The organism is Burkholderia reimsis, assembly GCF_003294055.1.
Taxonomy (GTDB): domain Bacteria; phylum Pseudomonadota; class Gammaproteobacteria; order Burkholderiales; family Burkholderiaceae; genus Burkholderia; species Burkholderia cepacia.
Genome location: NZ_QMFZ01000001.1, coordinates 516,635 through 531,633, shown reverse-complemented (window position 1 = coordinate 531,633; position 14,999 = coordinate 516,635). Strand labels below are relative to the sequence as shown.

The 14,999-nt window shown below is 68.0% G+C and carries 14 protein-coding genes; 4 read left to right on the top strand and 10 right to left on the bottom strand.

The genetic code is table 11. The features are described 5' to 3' along the window. The first annotated feature begins 98 nt into the window (after window positions 1-98). The 4 genes from galU to DPV79_RS02250 all read left to right on the top strand — a co-directional run bounded on the left by galU (window position 99) and on the right by DPV79_RS02250 (window position 4,326). Window positions 99-983, top strand: coding sequence for a UTP--glucose-1-phosphate uridylyltransferase GalU (gene galU, locus DPV79_RS02265; protein ID WP_021158092.1), 885 nt, complete (start codon window positions 99-101; stop codon window positions 981-983). A gap of 29 nt (window positions 984-1,012) precedes the next feature. Further along, window positions 1,013-1,612: a phosphatase PAP2 family protein gene (locus DPV79_RS02260; protein ID WP_113044654.1), complete on the top strand. Its 600-nt coding sequence runs from the start codon at window positions 1,013-1,015 to the stop codon at window positions 1,610-1,612. 312 nt (window positions 1,613-1,924) lie between these two features. Beyond that, the gene (locus tag DPV79_RS02255; protein WP_113044723.1) at window positions 1,925-3,118 is read left to right on the top strand and encodes a hypothetical protein; all 1,194 of its coding nucleotides are present in this window, start codon (window positions 1,925-1,927) and stop codon (window positions 3,116-3,118) included. Window positions 3,119-3,198: 80 nt separating this feature from the next. Continuing rightward, window positions 3,199-4,326: a sialidase family protein gene (locus DPV79_RS02250; RefSeq protein ID WP_165843483.1), complete on the top strand. Its 1,128-nt coding sequence runs from the start codon at window positions 3,199-3,201 to the stop codon at window positions 4,324-4,326. 61 nt (window positions 4,327-4,387) lie between these two features. Here the strand turns inward: DPV79_RS02250 and DPV79_RS02245 are convergent, their stop codons facing one another. From DPV79_RS02245 to DPV79_RS02200, 10 genes are all read right to left on the bottom strand, one after another. Further along, window positions 4,388-5,323 (bottom strand): KpsF/GutQ family sugar-phosphate isomerase, encoded by a 936-nt coding sequence (locus DPV79_RS02245; RefSeq protein WP_113044652.1) that lies wholly within the window; start codon window positions 5,321-5,323, stop codon window positions 4,388-4,390. Beyond that, window positions 5,301-6,116, bottom strand: a complete 816-nt coding sequence (kdsB, locus tag DPV79_RS02240) for a 3-deoxy-manno-octulosonate cytidylyltransferase (protein ID WP_113044651.1) — start codon at window positions 6,114-6,116, stop codon at window positions 5,301-5,303. Before kdsB ends, DPV79_RS02245 begins: the two co-directional genes overlap by 23 nt. Next, the gene (locus DPV79_RS02235; protein WP_021158098.1) at window positions 6,100-6,651 is read right to left on the bottom strand and encodes a KdsC family phosphatase; all 552 of its coding nucleotides are present in this window, start codon (window positions 6,649-6,651) and stop codon (window positions 6,100-6,102) included. The genes kdsB and DPV79_RS02235 overlap by 17 nt, the downstream gene beginning before the upstream one ends. Beyond that, window positions 6,648-7,493: a 3-deoxy-8-phosphooctulonate synthase gene (kdsA, locus tag DPV79_RS02230; protein ID WP_059555564.1), complete on the bottom strand. Its 846-nt coding sequence runs from the start codon at window positions 7,491-7,493 to the stop codon at window positions 6,648-6,650. The genes DPV79_RS02235 and kdsA overlap by 4 nt, the downstream gene beginning before the upstream one ends. A gap of 93 nt (window positions 7,494-7,586) precedes the next feature. Then, window positions 7,587-8,669 (bottom strand): glycosyltransferase, encoded by a 1,083-nt coding sequence (locus tag DPV79_RS02225; RefSeq protein ID WP_113044722.1) that lies wholly within the window; start codon window positions 8,667-8,669, stop codon window positions 7,587-7,589. A 54-nt stretch (window positions 8,670-8,723) separates the two neighbouring features. Beyond that, window positions 8,724-9,698, bottom strand: coding sequence for a glycosyltransferase (locus DPV79_RS02220; protein WP_113044650.1), 975 nt, complete (start codon window positions 9,696-9,698; stop codon window positions 8,724-8,726). Next, on the bottom strand, window positions 9,695-10,225 hold the full coding sequence (locus tag DPV79_RS02215; protein ID WP_021158102.1) for a serine O-acetyltransferase: 531 nt from the start codon (window positions 10,223-10,225) through the stop codon (window positions 9,695-9,697). Before DPV79_RS02215 ends, DPV79_RS02220 begins: the two co-directional genes overlap by 4 nt. Window position 10,226: 1 nt before the next feature. Further along, on the bottom strand, window positions 10,227-11,426 hold the full coding sequence (locus DPV79_RS02210) for a capsular polysaccharide export protein, LipB/KpsS family (protein WP_113044649.1): 1,200 nt from the start codon (window positions 11,424-11,426) through the stop codon (window positions 10,227-10,229). A gap of 28 nt (window positions 11,427-11,454) precedes the next feature. Then, window positions 11,455-12,687 (bottom strand): lipopolysaccharide biosynthesis protein, encoded by a 1,233-nt coding sequence (locus DPV79_RS02205; protein ID WP_113044648.1) that lies wholly within the window; start codon window positions 12,685-12,687, stop codon window positions 11,455-11,457. A 63-nt stretch (window positions 12,688-12,750) separates the two neighbouring features. Then, on the bottom strand, window positions 12,751-14,988 hold the full coding sequence (locus DPV79_RS02200) for a polysaccharide biosynthesis tyrosine autokinase (RefSeq protein WP_113044647.1): 2,238 nt from the start codon (window positions 14,986-14,988) through the stop codon (window positions 12,751-12,753). Window positions 14,989-14,999 lie beyond the last annotated feature (11 nt).

Genomic DNA, 14,999 nt, shown 5'->3' with positions numbered 1-14,999 from the left:
AACGATATGGCACCGGCGAGCGACGATTGCACGCGCGCATCGCCACCTTCCCTCGGCATTGTTGATGCCTGATCCTGAACGGATGGAATTCGAAAATCATGTTGAAAGTGACGAAAGCCGTATTTCCGGTTGCCGGTCTCGGTACGCGATTTCTGCCGGCGACCAAAGCCAGTCCGAAAGAAATGCTGCCGGTCGTGGACAAGCCGCTGATCCAGTATGCGGTCGAGGAAGCGATCGACGCGGGCATCACCGAAATGATTTTCGTGACCGGGCGCAGCAAGCGCGCGATCGAGGACCACTTCGACAAGTCCTACGAGATCGAGGCCGAGCTCGAAGCGCGCGGCAAGGAAAAGCTGCTGTCGCTGGTGCGCGGCATCAAGCCGAGCCACGTCGACTGCTTCTACGTGCGTCAGGCCGAAGCGCTGGGGCTCGGCCATGCCGTGCTGTGCGCGGAGAAGCTGGTCGGCGACCAGCCGTTCGCGGTGATCCTCGCCGACGACCTGCTCGACGGCCCGACGCCCGTGCTGCGCCAGATGATCGACGTGTTCGATCACTATCACGCGTCGGTGATCGGCGTGGAGGAAATCGCGCCCGACGCATCGAGGTCGTACGGCGTGATCGAAGGCAAGCGCTGGGAGGACAACCTGTTCAAGCTGTCCGGCATCGTCGAGAAGCCGGAGCCGGCCAAGGCGCCGTCGAATTTCGGCGTGGTGGGCCGTTACGTGCTGAAGCCGAAGGTGTTCGAGCATCTGCGCGCACTGCGGCCCGGTGCCGGCGGCGAATTGCAGCTGACGGACGCGATCCAGTCGTTGCTGTCGGACGAGCAGGTGCTCGCCCATCGCTACGACGGCACCCGTTTCGACTGCGGCAGCAAGCTCGGATATCTGAAGGCGACGGTCGAGTTCGCGCTGCGGCACCCTGAAGTGGCCGCGGATTTCGAAAGCTACCTGGCCACGCGCATGTCGGCGCTGCTGGTCGCCTGACCAGGCGGGCATCGATCGCGAACCCGGTCATGTGGACCGCCGTCAGCGATCTCGGCGACGCGGCGATGACGCTGCCGCTGGCCGTCGTGTGCATCGCCTGGCTCACGCGCTCGACGGCCGGACGGCGTCACGCGGCATCGTGGGCGCTGATGCTCGCGGCCGGCATGGCGCTCGTCGGCGCGACCAAGATGCTGTATGCCGGCTGCGGAATCCAGATCCGCCCGATACATTTCCGCGTGATCAGCGGGCACACGATGCTCGCGTCGGCAGTCTGGCCGATGGTGTGCGTGCTGGCGCTGAGCGGTGGCGTGCATCCGCGGGCGAGTTCGCCGCGATCGCTGCCGCTCGGGGTCGGTCTCGCGCTCGGCGCGCTGATCGGCGTCGCGCGCGTGTTCGACGACGCGCACACGCCGTCGGAAGTCGTCGCCGGCTGGCTCGTCGGCTCGGCGGTCGCGCTGGCGTTCATGTGGCGGCACGGCACGCCGCGCGTCGACGCACGCTACCGCGCGCTCGTCGCCGGCTCGCTGCTGGCCGTGTCGGCCGCCGCCTATGGGCGCCACGCGCCGATTCAGGCGGCGATCGAGCTGTATTCGCCGTTCTTGTGCGGGCGGTTCGCGTTTCAGCCGTGAAAGCTGCGCCCGGACGGCGCCGTGCGAACGCCCGTCGCCCGCCTCCGGCACATGCCCCGCTCGGCCGACCCCGCCGGGAACGGACAGAATGTCGCCCGGATCGGACATCCCGGCACGCCTGGCCATCGCGTCGTCTATCCTCGGTCGCCGAAGCGCTTCGTCCCGGACGACGAGCGCACATTCCGCGTGCGACGCGGCACGCAAGCCTGCCCTCTCCGGCAGGCATCTTGCCGCGCGTTGCACGACATCTCGCCGCGCGGCGCCGGCACACCCGGCACGCAGCGGATCCGGAGCCTCCGATCGGGCACACGCATGTCGACCTTGCTCTTTTCATCCAGCGTACTGTTCTTCTCGCTCAACGCGTTCAGCGTGCGGGCGACCTTCGCCGCGTATGTGCTGCTCTGCGCGCTCGCCTTCCTGCGCGCGCCGACGCTGATGAACCGGCAGCGCCACCTGTTTCCCGTTTGCACGTACTGGTTGATCAGCACCTGCCTCGCGTTCATCCTGTCCGCGTTCGGCGATTTCTACGTGAACTTCTTCATCAAGTTCGTGCTGATCCAGACGTACATCGCGCTGAGCTACTGGATGTTCGCGGGCGGCGTGCTCACGCGGGCATCGCTCGACACCGCGTGCAAGACGCTGATCTACGTGCATGCCGCGTTCTTCACGTTCCAGCTCGTCTTCTACCTCGGAACCGGCACCTTCGTCGACTTCGACAGCTATGTGCGCGAAGCCGACTCCGAAGCGCTCTATGCGACCAAGGCGCTGTCCGACAGCCTGATTTCGATCCGCGCGCTGGGCCTGTATTCCGAACCGTCGTTCTATGCGATGACGGTCGTCCCGAGCGCGGTGATCCTGCTGTTGTCGAAGCGGCGCATCACGCTCGCGCCCGTCGTCGGGTTCGCCACCGCGCTGCTCAGCTTCTCCGTCGCGTCGATGGCCGTCTGCGCGGCGCTGTGCGGGCTGCACGTGCTCACCGGGCGTGGGCGGCTGCGGACCCGGATCGCCGTCGTCGTCGTCGCGCTCGCATGCGTGCCCTGGCTCTACAGCGTGTACGACCAGCGCGTGAACCAGTCGGTCGACTACGATGCGGTCGGCAGCCGGACGCTCGTGCTGACCGAGCTGACCGAGCGCGACGTCGTCGCGGGCGTGTTCGGCGGCGGCTTGTTCTGGGACGAGCGCAACAACGTCGGGAAAACGCATCTGCGCGGCTACCAGGTGCGGGACAGCTCGTTCTACGTCTACCTCGTGTTCGCCGCGGGCATCGCCGGTTCCGTCGTGTTCCTCGGTACGCTCGTCATGCTGTTTCGCCGCAAGGGCCGGCGCAAGTATCTGCTCTATCTGCTGCCGATCCTGCTGTTCAAGTATCACGTGCTCTATGGCATGCTCTGGCTCACCATCCTGCTGTTCGTCGTGCTGGCCGACCAGGACGCGCCGTACCGGCGCACGGTTGCCCGTCCCATCCCGAACGCGTCCGGCGGCAAGCCGCTCGCGCACCTGACATGAACTCACTTCGACCTGCTTCGACGTTCCACGCGCTGAAACGGTCGCTGATCGCCGCGCTGTGCGTGGGCTGCGTGGGCTGCATGGCGACGGCGGCGCACGCGCAAGCCGTGCCCGCGCCGCCCGGCGAGGTGATCGCGCACAGCCGGGCCGCCACGCGCGTGTATCTCGGCTCGCCGTCGCTGGCCGTGCTGCCGAACGGCGACTACGTCGCGAGCTTCGATACGTTCGGCGCCGCGTCGGCGCAGAACGAGGTGTCCGTGTTCACGTCGCACGACAAGGGCACGACCTGGTCGAAGCTCGGCGACGTGCCGGATCAGTACTGGTCGTCGCTGTTCGTGCTGAACGGTGCGCTGTACCTGATGGGCACCAACCGCTCGATGGGCACGCCGACGATTCGCCGCTCCGACGACGGCGGCGAAACCTGGACCACGCCGGTCGACGCGTCCACCGGGCTGCTGCCGTATGCGGGGCGCTACATCACCGGGCCGGTGCCGGTGCTCGTCGATCGCGGGCGCGTGTGGCGCGCCTATGAAAGCGTCGAGGACGGCGACCTGCGCGCGCTGGTCCTGTCCGCGCCGGTCGATCGCGACCTGCTCGACGCGCGCAACTGGCGCGTGTCCGCGCACCTGCCGTCGGACAAGCGCTGGCTCGACGGCAAATTCCAGTCATGGGAAGAAGGCAACGTGGTCGGCCGGCAAGGCGCCGCGCCCGCCGTCATGCTGCGCGTGAACACCCCCAACGGCCCGGAGAAGGCCGCGCTGGTGGCGACGGGCAACGACGGCCGCACGCTGTCGTTCGACCCCGCACGCGATTTCGTCGACCTGCCCGGCGCCGGCAAGAAATTCACGATCCGCTTCGATCCGCAGTCGAAGCAATACTGGACGATCACGAACGCGGTGCCGAAGCGCGCCGGGCGGATGAACCTCGAACGTATGCGCAACACGCTGGTGCTGCTGTCGTCGCCCGATCTGCGGCAGTGGACCGCGCGGCGCGTCGTGTTGCAGCACGCCGACACGAAACGGCACGGTTTCCAGTACGTCGACTGGCAATTCGACGGCAGCGACCTCGTCGCGGTGCTGCGTGTCGCGTTCGACGACCCGGAAGGCGGCGCGGCAAGCCAGCACGACTCGAATTTCATCACGTTCCTGCGCGTGCGCCGGTTCCGCCAGGACGCGGCATCCGGCACGCTGACGCAAAGCCTGCAATAGCGCGCCGGTGTGCCGGCACGCTTCCCGCGCGTCACCCGACGCCGCGGGAGCCGCCCGTTCGCTATTTCTTGAACACGCCGACGACGTCACCGCCGTCGACCACCAGCAACGCGCCGATCCGCTGCTGCTGCATCAGCAGCAACGCATCCTCGACCCGCGTGCCGGGCCGCACCGTCGACGGCTCGATCGACATCATGTCGGCGGCCGTGCGCCGCAATACGCCGTCGCCATGCCGCTCGATCGCGCGGCGGATGTCGCCGTCGGTCACGATGCCCCAGCCGGCGTCGCGCCTCACGATCGCGAGCCCGAGCCGCCCGCGCGTCATCGCATCCAGCACGTCGAGCGTCGACGTGTCCTCCTTCACGAACGGCAGGTTGCCGCGCGCCATTTCGTCGTCGACCGTCGACAGCAGCCGGCGGCCAAGCGAGCCGCCCGGATGGAAGCGTGCGAAGTGTTCCGGCTGGAAGCCGCGCGCCCGCATCAGCGTGACCGCCAGCGCATCGCCCATCGCGAGCGTCGCCGTCGTCGACGCGGTCGGTGCGAGCTGCAGCGGGCACGCCTCGCGCTCGACACCGATGTCCAGATGAACCCGCGCGGCGCTCGCGAGCGTCGACGCCGGGTTGCCGGTCAGCGCGATCAGGTCGTTGCCGTTACCGCGCAGGAACGGGATCAGCTTGATCACTTCATCCGTTTCGCCGGAATTCGAAATCGCGAGAAACGTGTCGGCCGGCGTCACCATGCCGAGGTCGCCGTGATAGGCCTCGCCCGGATGCATGAAGAAAGCCGGCGTGCCCGTGCTCGACAGCGTCGCGGCGATCTTCCGGCCGACGATGCCGGACTTGCCCATTCCGCACACGACGACGCGGCCGCTAGACGCGAGGACGATCTCGACCGCCTGCTCGAAATTCGCGTCGAGCCGCGCGGCCACGCCGGCCAATGCCCGCGACTCGATCTCGAAGACCTGCCGGGCGGATTCAATATGGTTCTGTCGCATCATGGGTTTGCCGTTTGAGAAGGGAGACGACACGGGCGACGTCGTCGGGCGTATCGATGCCGGCGGGCGGCGCGTCGGGCCAGCGCATCACGTCGATCGGCATGCCGAGCCACAGCGCGCGCAACTGCTCGAGCTTTTCCAGTTGCTCGAGTTCGCACGGTGCCGCGCTCGCCAGCGCCTGCAACGTCGCGTTCGCGTAGCCGTACAGGCCGATGTGACGCAGGAACACGCCGCCGATCGAGCCATTCGCACCTTCCGCCCCCGCCGGCCGCCCGTCGCGGCAGAACGGGATCGCCGCGCGCGAGAAGTACAGCGCGCGGCTGCGGTGATCGACGACGAGCTTGACGATCGCCGGCTCGTCGAGCAGCGCGACTTCCCCGACCGGACAGGCGACCGTCGCGACACCGAGATCCGGCGCCGCGCCGCAGAACCCGGCGAACGCCTTCAGCAGCGCCGTCGGCACGAGCGGTTCGTCGCCCTGCACGTTGATTACCGCATCGGTGCCGGGCCAGCCAAACACCCGCGCGACTTCCGCCGCGCGGTCGGTGCCGGACGCATGACCGGCATCGGTCATCGCGAACCGGATGCCGCGTGCGTCAAGCACGTCGGCAATGCGTGCATCGTCGATCGCGACGACGATGTCGGTATCGGGCAGCGCGCGGCGCACGCGCGCATGCACGCGGACGATCATCGGCTCGCCGTCCAGATCGACGAGCGGCTTGCCCGGCAGCCGCGCCGACCCGTACCGCGCCGGAATCACGACGCGCACCGTCCGCCCGTTATTGAACGACGTCATGACCGCTCCATTGTTCGAGCAACGGCCGGTACGCGTCGTCGAGCGACAACCCGGCATCCATCAGCAGATGCTCGGCCACTTCGCGCGCGACGCCGCGCCCGCCGGCCGTGCACGCGACATGGTCGACGCGCGCGCGGACGAGCCGATGCGCATCGGCCGGCGCATACGACACGCCGACGCGCTCGATGACCGCGAGATCGTTCACGTCGTCGCCGACATACGCGACCTCGTGATCGTCGACCCGTTGCCGCGCCTTGATGTCCGCATAACCTGCGCCCTTGTCGTCGCAGCCGCTCACGAGCACGTCGACGCCGAGCTGCGCCGCGCGCCACGTCAATGCGCCGCTGTGCTTGCCCGACAGGATGCCGGTGCGGATGCCGTGCGCGCGCAGCAGCGCGACCGCGACGCCGTCGTGCGCGTGAAAACTCTTCATGAACTCGCCTTCGTGCGTCACGTGCAGCAGGCCGTCGGTCAGCACGCCGTCGACGTCGAACAGCACCAGGCGCACGGGCCCGCGATACGTCGCGCCGCTCACCGGATATCGAGCGGCGGCAGCCGCTTGACCAGGTCGTCCACCGCCTTCACCTGCTGCAGGAACGGGTCGAGCAGCGCGAGCGGCAGCGCGCTCGGGCCGTCGCAGCGCGCGCGGTCGGGGTCGGGATGCGCTTCGAGGAACAGCCCGGCCAGCCCGACCGCCATCCCGGCGCGCGCGAGGTCGAGCACCTGGCGCCGCCGTCCGCCCGACGCCGCGCCGCCCGGATCGCGCATCTGCAGACTGTGCGTGACGTCGAAGATCACCGGGCAGTCGCCCGTCGTGTCGCGCATCTGGCGGAAGCCGAGCATGTCGACGACGAGATTGTCATAACCGAACGACGAGCCGCGCTCGCACAGGATCACGCGGTCGTTGCCGGCTTCGCGGCACTTCGACACGACGTGCTCGATCTGCGTCGGGCTCATGAACTGCGGCTTCTTGATGTTGACCGCGTTGCCGGTCCGCGCGATCGCGACCACGAGGTCGGTCTGTCGCGCGAGGAACGCCGGCACCTGCAGCACGTCGACGACCTTCGACGCCGGCTCGGCCTGCCACGTTTCATGCACGTCGGTGATCACTGGCACGCCGAACCGGCGCTTGACCTCGTCGAAGATCCGCAGCCCCTCGTCGAATCCGACGCCGCGATACGAGTGGATCGACGAGCGGTTGGCCTTGTCGAAGGACGCCTTGAACACCAGCGGAATGCCGAGACGGCGCGTGACCTCGACGAACGTGCCGCAGACGTCGAGCGTGAAGTCCAGGCTTTCGAGCACGTTGAGGCCGCCGAACAGGACGAACGGCAGGTCGTTGCCGACGGTGACGTCCGGGTTGAGGGTTACATTCATACAGTTCTCCACGAAATTGGGGCGGTGTCGGGCGCGTTGCGCCGCGGCGAATGCCGCGCGATCGCGCCGGTCGGGCGCAGCCGGATGCGGGTGTCAGCGCGCCACCCACGCAGCATAGAGCGGCACGAGCTCGGCCAACAAGCGCGCCTCGCCGAAGCGCTGCCGCGCCTCGCGGCTCGCCTGCCGGGCCAGGTCCCGGCGCAGCGCGTCGTCGACGGCGAGGCGCTCGAGCCACGCGACCGCGTCGGCCGCCGTCGCGTAGATCACGCCGGTCTGCAGATGGCGCACGACATCCACGTTGCCGGCGCACCCGGACACGACGACGGGCCGCCCCGCCAGCATCGCCTCGATGACCGACACCGGCATGCCTTCCCACGACGACGTCGACAGATACACGTCCGTGCCTGCGAGCCGCCGCGCGACCTCGTCGTGCGGCAGCCATCCGGTCACCTCGACGCCTGACTCGGCCAGCCGCGCCTTCGATGCATCGTCGCCGTCGCCGATCCAGACGAAGCGCACGCCGCGCGCGCGCAGGCCGTGCGCGATCTGCGCGAACAGCGCCGGATTCTTTTGCGCGCGAATGCCGCCGACGGTCACCACGCGCAGGGGGCCGGCCGCCGGCCGCCCTTCGTCGCCCGCCCGTGCCGACGACGGCGTATCGACTACCGCATTCTCGACCACTACCACCGGCTGACGCAGCCATGCACGAATCGCGCGGCCCTCGCTTTCCGAGCACGCGACGTACAGGCATTTCCGCACGCACGCGATCCATTCGAGCCCGACGAACGCCAGCCGCTTCACGCCCGAGATATCGCGGCGCATGAACGAGATGCAGTGCGGGCTGTAGAAGAACGCTGCCTTCGGCAGCGCGAACAGCGTCGACAGCCGCCCGAGGAAGCCCGCGAACGACGAGTGCAAATGCACGACGTCCGGGCCGATCTCGTTGAGTGTCGCGCGGAGCCGGCCGACGGTCCGCAGCAGGCCCACGCCTTTCATCTGGACGTGGCGCAGCGACACCCGCGAGTCGAACATCGCGGCAATGGCGGGCGGCGTGTCCGGCCGCACCGAGTAGACGACATGCACGTCGTGGCCGTCGCGTGCCAGGCGATTCGCGATCAGGCACACCATCGACAACGTGCCCGTGGCGCTGGATTCGACCATGTGGACGATCTTCATCGGAATCCGTTCCATGAGGGATGAGCCGTCGCGCACCGACGGCGAATGACGTCGTCACGCATCCGGACGACGCCCCGCGGCCGCATCGATGAACGCGAGCACGCCCGACCGCTCGATCACGCGCCCCCATTCGAGCGACTGCATTGCCGCCGGGTCGGGGCGAGTCGCGCGGATCCGCGACAGCGGAAACAGTTCGTCGAAGATCGCCGCACCGGTGACGTGGCACTGGATGCCGAGTTCGTGCGCGGTGCGCACGTTCGACGGCGCGTCGTTGCAGATGATCCTCTTGCCGAGCGACGCGTATTCGAGCAGCTTCGTCGGCGTCTGGAAACAATGCGGCCGGTGATACGGAAAAAAGCACACCGCGTATTCGCTGTCGCGGACGATCCGCAGCGCGTCCGGCTGCGGCACGCGGCCGACGAAGCGGATGCCCGGCGTATCGACGAACTCAGCGTGGATTTCGGGCTCCGGCTGGCCGACCAGCACGAGCGTGTCCGACTCGTCGCGCTGCGCGTCGCGATAGGCGGCCAGCACCTTGTGAAAACCGCGCTCGCGGCTCATTTCACCGATATAGCAGAACCTGCCGGACACGATCGGCGCGGCATCGGCGCCGCCCGGCGCGACACGGTCGCTGCCCGCATCGGCCCGATCGAAGATCCAGTCCGGCACGCCCATCGGCAACAGCAGCGCGCGCACGCCGTCGCGAAACGCCATCGCGTCGCGCATCTGCTCGTTCTGGAAGATCCGCAAGTCGGGCCGCACGTTCAGCATGCGCTTCACGCCGTCCTTGACGGCCGCGAGCCGGCCGACCGACAGCGACCGGTAGTCGTGAATCACGAACCGCGCGGGCGGCAGCGCGCGATAGAAACCCATGATGCACCACAGGATGCAGACGTCCCGAGCGGGAAAGCGCGCGTACGCATCGAGATCGCCGTCGAACACCTCGAACCCGTGCGTGCCCAGGCGGCTGCGGTAAGCGGCGATCTCGGGATAGTTCGCCTTGCCGGGATGCAGAATGAACACTTTCATGTCGGTTCCTGTTCGTTGTCGAGAATGCGCGCGGGAACGCCGACGGCCACGCAGCGGTCGGGCACGTCGCGCAACACCACCGCGCCCGCGCCGATCCGCACGCCGTCGCCGACCCGCACCGCGCCGAGCACGACGCTGTGCACGCCGAACTCCACGTGGTCGCCGATCGTCGGCACGCCGCCGAGCGTGCCGTCCTTCCGGATCGTGTTGCCGATCGTCACGCCGTGCCGCAGCGTGCAGTAGTCGCCGATCACCGCGTAGCCGTTGATCACGAGGCCGGTGCCGTGATAGAGCGCGAGCCCCTTGCCGATCTTCGTCTTCACCGGAATCTCGATGCCCATCAGCCAGTCGCACAGCACGATGTAGAGCAGGATCAGCGGCGCGCCGGCCAGCAGCGTGAACCGGCTCCGGCACGCGAGGTAATGCACGACGCGGTAGAAGACCACCACGCTGCGCGTCTTCACGAACGCATTGCGGCGGCAGTCTTCGGCGATCGCCTCGGCGGTCTGTCGCAACGTGACGCCCATGTCAGTGCCGCGCCGCGAACACGCGCCGGGCCGCATCGGCGGGAATGCGCGCGGCGCCGAAGTAGTCGATACCGTCGACCAGGAACGAATGGATGTACTTCAGCAGCCGCTCGCGATCGAACTCCTTGTAGAAGCAGCGGCCGAGCGACACCACGCGCTTGCCGTACAGCATCGCCTCGAGCCCGACCGTTGAATTGATCGTGACGACCGCATATGCGTGCCGCAGCAGGTCGGTGGTCGGCGACGTGACGATTTCGAAGTGATACGTCTCCTGCAGGCGCACGATCGCTTCGATCTCGGCCGCATCGGTCTCGGCGGGATGCAGCTTCACGAACAGGTCGGCGCTCTCGTTCGCCGCGAACTCGAACGCATGGCGGATCGCCTCGAGGTTGTCGACGTCCGAGTGCAGCTTGATCTGCGTGTCGCCGGACACCTGCAGCGGCAGGAACACATAGCGGTTCGCCGCCAGCGTGTCGGCCGGCATGTACGTGGCCTGGCGCGGCGCCGGCATCCCGTTGCGCGCCCGCACGCTCGCCAGGCGCCGGCGGCCGACGCCGCGGCTGAGCACCTTCAGCACGTAGTTGGCCGCCGACATGGCCTTGCGCGCGAACGACGTCCGCGCCTGCGGCAGCGGCATCTGCTTGTAGCGCTCGTAGGCCGACAGCCAGCGCGCATGCGTGTGCTCGTCGGGCAGCGGCAGCCGATCGATGGCCTCGGGGTTGCGGCTGATCGTCGACAGCGCATTGACACCCAGCGAATCGACGAACAGCTTGCCCGGCAGGTTCGAGATCTCGATGAAGCGGGTCGCGACGCCGTACACCGTGCATGCCTGCCGCACCGCGCGGCACACCAGTTGCTGCCCGTTCCACATCACGCACTGCTCGACCCGCAGGCCGCGCAGCACCTCCGATGCGATATGGAAGATCGCCGCCGACTCGCGCTTCGCGCGCGCCTCGGTCATCTGCCCGTTCAGCACCTCGATCGACAGCTGGTACGGCGTGCGGTCGGCCGCCTGCCCGTCGGGCACGTCGATCGGCATCAGCCGGTTCAGGTACACCGAGCGGTAGCCGCCCAGCAGCAGGCCGAGATGCGCGACCGGTTCGCTCGTCAGGAACGCGAACTCGTATTCGTGCCGCACCGCATTCACGAGCCGGGTCGCGAAGGTGTAACGCTCGAGGGAATCGATGACGATCAGGATCATGGTGTGCTCGTTCGCCGTTGCGGAAATCTCACGCCAGCGCGCGAGATCGGGACAGGTTCGTGTCGAGGACCCGGTACGTGAGCGCGATGCCGGCCGCCATCAGCGCCGCGCCGGTCAGCGAAAAAACCTGCACGCTCGCCGGGGCCGACAGGTTCATCAGCCTTGCGACGCCCAGCGCACCGGTCAGGCACACGCCGCAGGTCAGCTGAAACAGGAAATCGATGCGCTGCGCGCGCGTCGCGAGAAAGATCTGCGACAGCGGCACGTAGATCAGCTGCAGCGCGAACAACGGCATCAGGCTGTGATAGAACCCGACCGAGCCGCGCCAGCTTGCGCCGAAGAACTGGTTCACGAGCGGCGCGAACAGCAGCAGCCCGCCGGCCATGTACACGACCGCGAGTACCGCGAGCGCGCGGGCGTAAGTCCGGTACACGCGCGGCACCGCCGCGCCCGCATCCGGACGCGCCATCGCACCGATCGCGTCGCGGCGGAATACGCCGCCGACGCTCTGTGCGATCAGCGATACCGGAAAGAAACCGAGCCGGTACGCGGCCGCGAAGTAGCCGGCGCTCTGCGCATCGAACCAGTGCGGAATCGCGATCGACAGCGCGTAGGTCAGCACCGATGAGCACAGCGTCGACGGCAGGATATACAGCGCGAAACGGCGGTTCCTGACGAAGAAAGCGCGCGACAGCCTGAACGCGTACCCGGCGCGATAGCCTGAGTACAGGATCGCCGCGACCATCACGATCGACACCACCGCGGTCACCCACGCATACAGCGCGAACACGTCGACGCGTCCGCACGCGGAACAGGCGAGCGACAGCACGAGGCCCGCGAGGAACAGGCCGTTGACCACCACGCGCGACAGCGCGATCCAGCCGTAGCGCCGGAGGCTGTTCAGGTAGGACCCGGCGGCCAGCTGCACGAACGTCGCCAGCGCATAGACGGCGACGAGACGGAGATCCCCGCGTCCGGCGACGGCGATCACGAAACCGAACACCGCGGTCACGACCAGGCTCAACGCCGTCACGTTGACGAACGCGTTGAACGACTCGCCCGGCGCGTCGTCGACGCACGCGAGTTCGTAGCGGAACGCGAGCAGCGTGCCGACGAAGGTCGCGAGCGCGAGCAGATAGTTGAAATGGCCGAGCGACTCGGGCCCGAAGCGCCGTCCGATCACGAAGATGCAGGCGAACAGCGCGATCTGGCCGACCACGACGCCGGCGAGCGACACGATCGAATCCCGTGGATTGATCATCTCGCCTCCGTGCGCGGTGCGCGGCCGGATACGCGGGTCGGGCCGCCGCCGGCGTGGTGCGCGTCACGCATCCTGCGCCCCGTATTCGTACGCGACGTAGCGGTAACCGCCGTACTTCGACCCGTACCCGTACTGCCCGAGCCGCGGGTTGACCCCGTTGAAGATGACGCCGCTCAGGCGGACGCCGTTCTGCGCGAAGCGCTTCGCGGATTCGGCGATCTCGCCGAGCTTCGTCCTGCCCGCCATCGTGACGAGCAGCGCGGTGCCGGCGACCGCGCCGAGAATGCCGGTATCGGGCACGGCGAGCACCGGCGCCGAGTCGATCACGACGATGTCGTAGCGCGACGACAGCTCGTCGACCAGCGCGGCGAGATTGCGGTTCAGCAGCAGCTCCGCGGGGTTCTTCGGCATCGTCCCGGTCGAGATGAAGTCGAGACCGTCGACCACCTCGCGATGAATCACGTCCTCCACACGCGCGCTGCCGGCGATCAGCTCGGTGAAGCCGCGCCCGCGCGGAAAGCCGAGATAGTCGTGCAGCCGGCCCTTGCGGATGTCGCCGTCGATCAGCAGCACGCGCTTGCCGGCGCTCGCCATCACGACCGCGAGGTTCGACGACAGGAAGGTCTTGCCGACGCCCGGCGCGGGGCCGGCGATCAGCACGATGTTGTTCTTCGCCTCGAGCATCGCGAACTGCAGCGCGGTGCGCAGGCTGCGCAGGCACTCGACGGCCGGCTCGTTCGGGAAGTCGATCGACAGGATCGACTTGTGGCCGCTCTTGCGCGCGGCCTCCTCGGCCAGGTCGCGCTGATGGTCGCTGATCGGCACCGTCGCGTACACCGCGAGGCCGAGGCGGCGCTCGATCTCGTTGTGATCGGAGATGCCATGGAACAGCATCGAGCGGGCGATCGCGGTGCCGCAGCCGGCGAGCAGCCCGAGCAGCAGCGATGCCAGCGCGACGAGCGCCTTCTTCGGCCGCACCGCCACTTCCGGCACCGCCGCGGTGTCGACGAGGCGCACGTTGCCGGTCTTGCCGGCCTGCACGAGCTGCAATTGCTGCATGTTGTTCAGCAACGCGGTGTAAAGGTCGGTGTTGACCCTCACGTCGAGCATCAGCCGCACCGTATCCTGCTGCAGGTCCGGCAGGCGCCGGATCTGTTGTTCGGCCGTATTCCGGTAACCGTTCAGCGCGGCGATCTGCTCGTCGATCACTGCGACGCTCGGATGCCGCTCGGTGAAGCGCGACATCAGTTCCTGACGCTTCTGCTGCAACTCGAGCAGGCGCGTCTTCGCGTCGGCGGTCTGGGCCAGCGCGAGCTTCGCCTCCTCGGTAAGGTCGACCGTGCCGTGCTCGTTGCGCAGCTTCGTCAGGCGCGCTTCGGAATCGGTCAGCTGCTGCTTGAGCTGCGGCAGTTGCCCGCTGAGAAACTCGAGCGACTGCGCGGCTTCCGCCGACTTCCGCTCGATGTTCTGCCGCACGTACTGGCGGCCGATCTCGTTCATCGTGTCGCTGACCCATTTCGGATCGGTGTCCTGCAGGCTGGCGACGACGACGTCCGATTGCTTCACGCGCTCCTGCACGTTGAGGCGGTCGCGGATGTCCTCGATCGTCTTCAGACGCGAGTTGCGCACCAGCACGAACGCGGCGCCGGGCTTCGCGGCGATCGACGCGACCAGCAGCGTGACCGGACCGCGCGGCGAGCTGAAATGCTCGAGCGTACCGACCGTGCCCTCGACCGGCGCATTGAAATCGCCGCCGTCGAGCCGATAGCGCTTGCCGCCGAGGCTCGTCAGCGTGAACGCATCGCCTTCGTTCTTGCGCGGCACGTCGAAGCGCGCCACGTCGATCCGTTCGCGGCCCCATGCGTAGCCGCCGAAGCCGGCCAGGCCGGGGTCGGACAGGCCGTCGGCATGGCGTGAGATCCAGTCGCCGATCAGCGGAAAACGCTTCGGCCCGGCATCGATGAAAAGGTTGAGCTTGTCGACCGCGCGTTCGACGACGAGGCGCGACGCGAGGATCTGCTGCTCGGCGGCGGCCGACGACTTCACGTCGAACAGCGCGGATACGTCGCCGAGCAACGACTTGGCGGCCGACGTGTCCGGGCTGTCCTCGACCTGGACCATGATGTTGGCTTCGAACACGGGCTTGCCGAGAATCGCGTAAGCGAGGCCGGCGGCCAGCAGCACGCACGTGATGATCGCGATCAGCCAGCGGCTTTCCAGCAGGATGTCGAGCACCGCGACGAAGTCGGTCTCGCTGCCGTCTTCGGCGGCGTGCTGCGGCGGGGCGGAGGGTTGGGTCATGGCAACGATGG

Bases quoted from the DNA above. Each gene is read 5' to 3' on its own strand.
- galU (WP_021158092.1), top strand. From the start codon at position 99: ATGTTGAAAGTGACGAAAGCCGTATTTCCGGTTGCCGGTCTCGGTACG.
- DPV79_RS02260 (WP_113044654.1), top strand. From the start codon at position 1,013: ATGTGGACCGCCGTCAGCGATCTCGGCGACGCGGCGATGACGCTGCCG.
- DPV79_RS02255 (WP_113044723.1), top strand. From the start codon at position 1,925: ATGTCGACCTTGCTCTTTTCATCCAGCGTACTGTTCTTCTCGCTCAAC.
- DPV79_RS02250 (WP_165843483.1), top strand. From the start codon at position 3,199: ATGGCGACGGCGGCGCACGCGCAAGCCGTGCCCGCGCCGCCCGGCGAG.
- DPV79_RS02245 (WP_113044652.1), bottom strand. From the start codon at position 5,323: ATGATGCGACAGAACCATATTGAATCCGCCCGGCAGGTCTTCGAGATC.
- kdsB (WP_113044651.1), bottom strand. From the start codon at position 6,116: ATGACGTCGTTCAATAACGGGCGGACGGTGCGCGTCGTGATTCCGGCG.
- kdsA (WP_059555564.1), bottom strand. From the start codon at position 7,493: ATGAATGTAACCCTCAACCCGGACGTCACCGTCGGCAACGACCTGCCG.
- DPV79_RS02225 (WP_113044722.1), bottom strand. From the start codon at position 8,669: ATGAAGATCGTCCACATGGTCGAATCCAGCGCCACGGGCACGTTGTCG.
- DPV79_RS02220 (WP_113044650.1), bottom strand. From the start codon at position 9,698: ATGAAAGTGTTCATTCTGCATCCCGGCAAGGCGAACTATCCCGAGATC.
- DPV79_RS02215 (WP_021158102.1), bottom strand. From the start codon at position 10,225: ATGGGCGTCACGTTGCGACAGACCGCCGAGGCGATCGCCGAAGACTGC.
- DPV79_RS02210 (WP_113044649.1), bottom strand. From the start codon at position 11,426: ATGATCCTGATCGTCATCGATTCCCTCGAGCGTTACACCTTCGCGACC.
- DPV79_RS02205 (WP_113044648.1), bottom strand. From the start codon at position 12,687: ATGATCAATCCACGGGATTCGATCGTGTCGCTCGCCGGCGTCGTGGTC.
- DPV79_RS02200 (WP_113044647.1), bottom strand. From the start codon at position 14,988: ATGACCCAACCCTCCGCCCCGCCGCAGCACGCCGCCGAAGACGGCAGC.